Below are 6,411 nucleotides of genomic sequence, written 5' to 3'. Positions count from 1 at the left end.
TTACTTGTAGAACTTCTGCTCGAACACCATTTCACGCTTGGGCTCGCCGGCCACTTCGACGCTGGCGGTGAATTTCAGGGTGTCCGGCGGGCTGACCCGGAATTCGCCAAGGTAGTAAATGGCGGTGCCTTCCTTGATTTCGCGCATGGTCACGTGGGCCAGCTGCTGGTTGAGGTTGGTGGCATAGACGGCGATCTTGGCCGCAACCGGCGTCGGCACGCCGACCTTGTTCTGCTTCAGCACCGACATCGTCACCAAGCCGCGCGTCTTGCTGCGCTCGATCTTGTAGGCGCGCGCAACCTCGGGCAGCAGCTCGTCGGTGGTGAGTGCGTTGTAGTGAATTTCGAGCGGGCCGAATTTCTGCGAGATTTCGGCATGGGCGGCAACGGCGATGGAACTCAGGCACAGGACGGCAAGCAGGCGTTTCATGGTGACTCTCCTCTTATTGTGGGCGATGCTACCCGAATTGTAGGCGCTTATTGGAACGTGGCGAGCCAGGCAGTCAGCTCGTCGAGCGCACGGCCGACGGCGAGGCTGGAGGCAGCGGCGGCGCCAGCGGCGTCGTAGGTCGATACCGGCACCCGCTGCTCGAAGACGCGCCGCCCCAGCAGCTTGCGCTGCTTCAGGTCGACCAGTTCGGCGCGCAGCGCCAGCCGCACCTGCCCCGGCGCGCTGGCGGCATCGTGATAGAACTCCATCAATACCGTATCCAGCAGCACATCGCCGCGCACATAGCCGCCAGCGGCGCTGACTTGCCAGGCGCCCTGGCGGTCGAGCCGCGCACGCATGAGGTCGGCGAAGCGCTTGCCGGGGCGCTCGGTCCAGCGCGCATACTGGTACTGGCCACGGGTGCCGGCGCTGCGGCTGAATACCAGCTGGTCGGTGTCGTAAAAACTGCCGGTAGCGGTGTCGAGCACCAGCAGGGCGGGAGCGGCGGCGCTGCGGATGGATGCGGCAGCGGGCGCAGGGACGGGGTCGTCCAGCACGTAATACACCATCGCGGGGGTATTCGGCTGTTCGCCGAAATTGACGCAGCCTGTCAGCGCGAGCGCGAACGCAGCCGGCGCGAGAAGTCTTTTCATGGCAGTTTTTCTCCGGGTCCGAGCTGCTGCTGGCCCGGGCCGAACAGGATGGCGCGCGGGTTGGACAGGCGTTGCCCGGCGGTGGTGAGCACCTCGGCGCTGGTGCGAACATCGCGGCTGATATTGGTCATTTCCAGCGTGCCGGCTTCGGTGAGCTGCTGGATTTGTCCGGAAATCAGGCTGGCGTCGCGTTGCAGCTTTTCCATCGCGACCCTGGCTTCCGTCAATGCCGCGTCGGCGTTGTTGCCGACGCCGACGATGCTGCCTTCGGCACGGGTGGCGGCCTGGCCGATGCTGGCGCCGGCGAAGCGGAATTCGTCGGCGGCGTCGCGGACGCCCTGCACCACGGCGTCGAGGCTCTGCTTGTTGGCGGCGAGATGGCCGGACAACTCGTTGAGGTTGGCAAGCGTCTGGCCGATGGCATGCTGGTTGTCTTCCGACAGCAGCGTGTTCATTTTTTCCAGCACCTGCGCGCCGTTGAGCGCCAGCCGCGAGACGGCGGTGGCGACCTTGTCGATGTCGGAACTGCCCTCGGCGATGACCGGATAGCGCTCGCCCGGAGGAATCTCGCTCAGCAGGGCACTGTCGCTCGGGCCGTTGTTGATTTCGACGGCGGCGATGCCGGTGACCAGATTGCGCTTGATATAGGCCGCGGCGCCGGCGTGCACCGGTACGCCTTCGTCGATGCGCGCGGTGACGCTGACGGCCTCGTCGCCGCCTTTGGCAAAACGGTAGCCGTCGACCACGCCCACCTTGATGCCGCGCATTTTCACCGGGCTGCCGACCGCCAGGCCGTCGAGCGACTGCTGCTTGAAATAGATGGTGTAGGTCTGATACGCGATCCGATCCGCCGCTCCCGCCAACCACACGATGGCCAGCGTCATCAGCGCGATCACCGCCAGCACCAGCGTGCCGACCAGGGTATAGCGACCTTCAGTTTCCATGCGCGGTTTCTCCATTCGGCGCCCGTGCGGCGAAATAATCGCGCAGCCACGGATCGTCGATGTGCTTCAGTTCGGCCAGCGTTCCGCTGCCGAGCACGCGGCCATTCGACAGCACGATGACGCGATCGATAATCGAAAACAGTGTATCCAAGTCATGGGTGACGAGGAATACGGTGAGCCCGAGGCTGTCGGCCAGCAACCGGATCAGCGAGTCGAACGCGCGCGCCGAAATCGGGTCGAGGCCGGAAGTCGGCTCGTCGAGGAACAGCAACTCGGGATCGAGCGCCAGTGCGCGCGCCAGCGCCACCCGCTTGCGCATGCCGCCGGACAGCTCGCTCGGGCGTTTCCTGGCGGCGTCCGGCGGCAGCCCGGCCAGCGCGAGTTTCAGGCGGGCGAGCTGGCGGCAGGTGGCATGCGGCAGGTCGGTATGCTCGAACAGCGGGGTGGCGACGTTGTCCTCCACGCTGAGGGAGGAAAACAGCGCGCCATCCTGGAACAGCACGCCGAAGCGCCGGCGCAGCGCATTCATCTGCGCAGGCGTCGCGTCCCACACCGATTGCCCGAACAGTTCGATGCGGCCCGCCTGCGGCCGCAACAGGCCGACCATCTCGCGCAGCAATACTGATTTTCCGGTGCCGCTGCCACCGATCAGCGCAACCACTTCGCCGCGCGCCACCGACAGGCTGAGGCCGCGATGGATGCTGTGCCCGCCCAGCGTGGTGGAGACGTCGCGGACGTCGATGACGGGTCCGGCCATCAGATTTCCAGCTTTACGAACATGACGGCGAAAATGGCGTTGAGAATGATGATGGCGACCAGGCTCTGCACCACGGTGGAGGTGGTGTTGGCGCCGACGCTGCGCGCATCGCGGGTGACCGAAAGTCCCATGCGGCAGGCAATCAGCGCGATGAAAAGGGCAAACACCGGCGCCTTGCCCAGGCCCACCAGCAAGGTTTTCAGCAGGATCACGTCGACCAGGCGGTCCACGAACATGTGATACGAGATATCCAGCTGCTCCTGCGCGATCAGCATGCCGCCGGCGATGCCGGCGATGTCGCCGATGAAGACCAGCAGCGGCATCGCGAGCAGCAGGGCGATCGTACGCGGAATCACCAGCACCGCCAGCGGCGACAGGCCGAGCGTGGCGATGGCGTCGATTTCCTCGGTGATTTTCATGGTGCCGATCTGCGCGGTGATGGCCGCGCCGGTGCGCCCGGCGACCAGGATGGCGACGATGACCGGCGAGATTTCGCGCAGGATCGCCAGCAACAGGCCGTCGACCACAAAGATGTTGGCGCCGTATTGCTGCGCCTGGTCGCCCAGCAGGTAGGCGAACACCACGCCGAGCAGGAACAGCATGCCGGCCACGATGGGAATCGCGCCGACGAACACCGCACTCACCTGGGCGCCGAATTCGCGCCAGCGCCAGCGCCCCGGCTGGCCCATCAAGGCCATCAGTTCGACGGACAGGCGGCCGATGAAATCGAGCAGGCCTACGACATGCCCGCCCACCGCCAGCGCACCGCGCCCGGTAACTTCGAGTACGCCTTCGCGGCGCGGCGCGGCCTGCGCGGCGCTAGCCGCGCTGTGCTGCGCCACCAGTTGCAGCACAGCCAGATGCTGCGGCCGGAACGCGCGCAACTCGGGCAGCGGGTCGCCGGCCTGCGGGCGGGCGGCGGCCAGCAGCAGCCAGGCGCCGTTGGTATCGAGCCGGGTGATGCCGGCGCCGTCAAGGACACGCACCGTCTTGCCGCCGAGCCCGGGCAAGGCCGGCGCGGCCTCGGCATGCCAGGCACCGCTGGCGATCAGCGCGCCCTGTGCCTCGTCAAAGTGCGCGCGGGCTTCGGTCACGCCAGGCCCAGCGGATTATCGGGATCGATGCCCGGCATGAAAGGCAGGCTGCGTTCGCGGTGGGTGACCTGGTAGACGCAGCCGATCCAGTTGCCGACCACCGCCTCGGCGGTGTCGTGCCAGGTGTTGTCGAGCAGTGGCAGCAGGCGCGCTTCGGGGAAAGCCAGCGTCTCGCCCGCTTGCATGCGGCTGCCGAACTCGTCCAGCAGTGCCTGCGCCTGGCGGTCGAAATAGCGCACCGGAAACGGCGGCGACGCCGGCAGCTTGCCGGCGGCGGCGAGCAGCAGATCGCGCTTGTATTCCTTCAGCAGGGAAATGGTGTCGTATTCGGGATGCCCCTGAAAAAACACGGTGCGCAGGCCGTCATGGCTCACCGCCAGGTGCACGCCCGCTTCCGCGCTTTCGACCAGCACCTTGACCCCCGCCGCCTCGAACTGTGCGCGCGAGACGTCGTTCCAGCGCGAATGCGGCACGTCGAAGCGGGTGTTGACGTCGGCCACCAGCGGGTGGCGGCTGTCGGTGACGCGATGCTCGAACACGCCCCAGATTTTCTTCGCCTGCTTCACTCGCGCCTGGCCGTGGCGGAACTGCATCACCGCATGGGTGGCGAGGCAGGAGCACAGGGTCGAGGTGACGTTGTCCCAGGCCCAGTCGATCACCTCGATCAGCGGCTGCCAGAACGGCTCGTCGGCGAGGTTGGCATGGCTGACGTTGGCGCCGGTGATGATGAGCGCATCCAGCCCCTTCTCGCGGATGGCGTCGAAGCTTTCGTAAAACTGCGCGATGTGCGCCTGCGCCGCCGCGCCGCGCGGCAGCGTCGGCAGGGTGAAAGGATGCATGTAGAACTGCGCGATCGGGTTGGATTCTCCGACCAGCCGGTAGAACTGCCGCTCGGTCGCCTCCAGCGCGGCGTCCGGCATCATGTTCAGGAGGCCGACATGCAGCTCGCGGATTTCCTGCTGGGCCGCGCGGCCGGTCTCCAGCACCGTCATGCCGTCGCGGCGCAGGCGGTCGAAGGTGGGCAGGGCGTTATGCGCGACCAGCGGCATGATTACGCCTCGCGCCTCACGCCCGACGCCTCGCCTTTCCTGGCAATCGCGGTTTCCAGCAGCGCCAGGAAATCACGCTCGTCGCGCACCTGCGCCACCTCCTGCGAGGTCACCGTGTAGCCGTGCGGCCGGGCGATCGCCTCGTAGCGCGGGATGCGTGAGTGGAACAGGCGCGGGAACACCCAGCGCGCGAAATCGTCCGGCTCGATCTCGGCCACGAATTCGAGGCCTTTTTCCCTGAGATAGAGCGGCAGGTGCTCGGCCAGGAAAGCCGGGCGGAAATACAGCGGCTTGGGGTCGGACTGCGCGCGCTTGATCAGCGTGTCCTCCTCTTCGCGGGTGGTGGTCTGGATGTAGAGGATCAGCGTGTGCTCCGCCAGAAGCTCGATCACGCCGGGCTCGTCCAGCTCGCACAGGCTGCCGCCAACGTCGTTGACGAAGTGTGGATAGCCGTAGATTTCCTGGCCCTTGCGGATGAAGCCCGGCACGTCCTTCATGGCGGCGATTTCGGCGTCGCGATAGGCCGCCTGGCGGCGCGTGAACTCGTCCAGCGAGAGCCCGCCCCATGCCGGCCCGCCGAGCTTGCCGACGAAGGTCAGCACCGGGCCGAGATCGTGGATCTTGATGTTGTTCTTGATATCGATCCAGTCGCGCCGCAGCAGGTCGCACAGAAACGGCACCTGCATCGCCTGCTGTTTGATCAGGTCGAGAATGGGCTCGTCGAGATAGCGCGTACCGATGCGGTAGTCGCCGGAAAAATGGAACCAGTCGTGGCCGCGCAGCATCGACGAGATGTGCGTCTTGCCGACGCCGGACATGCCGAGCAGGGTGATGCGCTTGGTCGGCCAGGCGCGGAAGGTTTCGGGGGTGAAATGCATGGGGCCGGTTTTCGTGGAATCAGCGCGAAGCCTACCGAAAAGCCACCCAATTAAAAAGGGCGCGCAATCAGATCCGTACCCGGCGCAGCCGCAGCGCATTGAAAACAACGGAAACCGAGCTGAAACTCATGGCCAGGGCAGCGATCAGCGGAGACAGCAGCATCCCGGTGAAGGGATACAGCAGCCCGGCCGCCAGCGGCACGCCGAGCGCGTTGTAGAGGAAGGCGAAAACCAGGTTCTGATGCATGTTGCCGACGGTGGCGGCGGATAGCGCGCGCGCCCGCAGGATGCCGCGCAGGTCGCCCTTGACCAGGGTGATCTGGGCGCTGTGCATCGCCACGTCGGTGCCGGTTCCCATGGCGATGCCGATATCGGCGCGCGCCAGCGCCGGGGCGTCGTTGATGCCGTCGCCCGCCATGGCCACTTTGCGCCCTTCCCGCTGCAGGCGATCCACCAGCGCGACCTTGTCGCGCGGCTTCACTTCGCCGTACACCTCGTCGATGCCGAGGCGGGACGCCACCGCGCGGGCGGTGGTCAGCCCGTCGCCGGTCGCCATGATCACCCGGATGCCGGCCGCCTGCAGTCCCGCCAGCGCCTCCGGCGTCGC

General features: G+C 66.5%; 8 protein-coding genes. All 8 read right to left on the bottom strand.

Annotated features, from left to right (window positions below; all coding sequences use genetic code 11):
- Complete coding sequence (locus tag BGO62_RS10710; RefSeq protein WP_296642186.1) at nt 1-429, bottom strand: DUF4426 domain-containing protein; 429 nt, start codon at nt 427-429, stop codon at nt 1-3.
- 47 nt (nt 430-476) lie between these two features.
- Nucleotides 477-1,082: an ABC-type transport auxiliary lipoprotein family protein gene (locus BGO62_RS10705; protein ID WP_296642184.1), complete on the bottom strand. Its 606-nt coding sequence runs from the start codon at nt 1,080-1,082 to the stop codon at nt 477-479.
- Nucleotides 1,079-2,026 carry an MlaD family protein gene (locus tag BGO62_RS10700; RefSeq protein ID WP_296642180.1) on the bottom strand — a complete coding sequence of 316 codons (948 nt, stop codon included), beginning with the start codon at nt 2,024-2,026 and terminating at the stop codon, nt 1,079-1,081. The genes BGO62_RS10705 and BGO62_RS10700 overlap by 4 nt, the downstream gene beginning before the upstream one ends.
- Nucleotides 2,016-2,783, bottom strand: coding sequence for an ABC transporter ATP-binding protein (locus BGO62_RS10695; RefSeq protein WP_296642175.1), 768 nt, complete (start codon nt 2,781-2,783; stop codon nt 2,016-2,018). The genes BGO62_RS10700 and BGO62_RS10695 overlap by 11 nt, the downstream gene beginning before the upstream one ends.
- Nucleotides 2,783-3,877 carry an ABC transporter permease gene (locus BGO62_RS10690; RefSeq protein WP_296642173.1) on the bottom strand — a complete coding sequence of 365 codons (1,095 nt, stop codon included), beginning with the start codon at nt 3,875-3,877 and terminating at the stop codon, nt 2,783-2,785. The genes BGO62_RS10695 and BGO62_RS10690 overlap by 1 nt, the downstream gene beginning before the upstream one ends.
- The gene (locus BGO62_RS10685; RefSeq protein ID WP_296642171.1) at nt 3,874-4,926 is read right to left on the bottom strand and encodes a homoserine O-succinyltransferase; all 1,053 of its coding nucleotides are present in this window, start codon (nt 4,924-4,926) and stop codon (nt 3,874-3,876) included. The genes BGO62_RS10690 and BGO62_RS10685 overlap by 4 nt, the downstream gene beginning before the upstream one ends.
- A gap of 2 nt (nt 4,927-4,928) precedes the next feature.
- Nucleotides 4,929-5,804: an ATPase gene (locus tag BGO62_RS10680; RefSeq protein ID WP_296642169.1), complete on the bottom strand. Its 876-nt coding sequence runs from the start codon at nt 5,802-5,804 to the stop codon at nt 4,929-4,931.
- A 67-nt stretch (nt 5,805-5,871) separates the two neighbouring features.
- Nucleotides 5,872-6,411 (bottom strand): HAD-IC family P-type ATPase (locus tag BGO62_RS10675; RefSeq protein ID WP_296642165.1); only part of this gene is annotated, 540 nt, incomplete at its 5' end.

It is taken from the genome of Thiobacillus sp. 65-1402, assembly GCF_001897685.1.
Classification (GTDB): Bacteria; Pseudomonadota; Gammaproteobacteria; order Burkholderiales; family Thiobacillaceae; genus Thiobacillus.
This window is presented reverse-complemented; position numbering and strand designations above follow the sequence as displayed.

Coding starts and splice junctions, on each gene's coding strand:
- BGO62_RS10710 (WP_296642186.1), bottom strand. CDS start 429: ATGAAACGCCTGCTTGCCGTCCTGTGCCTGAGTTCCATCGCCGTTGCC.
- BGO62_RS10705 (WP_296642184.1), bottom strand. CDS start 1,082: ATGAAAAGACTTCTCGCGCCGGCTGCGTTCGCGCTCGCGCTGACAGGC.
- BGO62_RS10700 (WP_296642180.1), bottom strand. CDS start 2,026: ATGGAAACTGAAGGTCGCTATACCCTGGTCGGCACGCTGGTGCTGGCG.
- BGO62_RS10695 (WP_296642175.1), bottom strand. CDS start 2,783: ATGGCCGGACCCGTCATCGACGTCCGCGACGTCTCCACCACGCTGGGC.
- BGO62_RS10685 (WP_296642171.1), bottom strand. CDS start 4,926: ATGCCGCTGGTCGCGCATAACGCCCTGCCCACCTTCGACCGCCTGCGC.
- BGO62_RS10680 (WP_296642169.1), bottom strand. CDS start 5,804: ATGCATTTCACCCCCGAAACCTTCCGCGCCTGGCCGACCAAGCGCATC.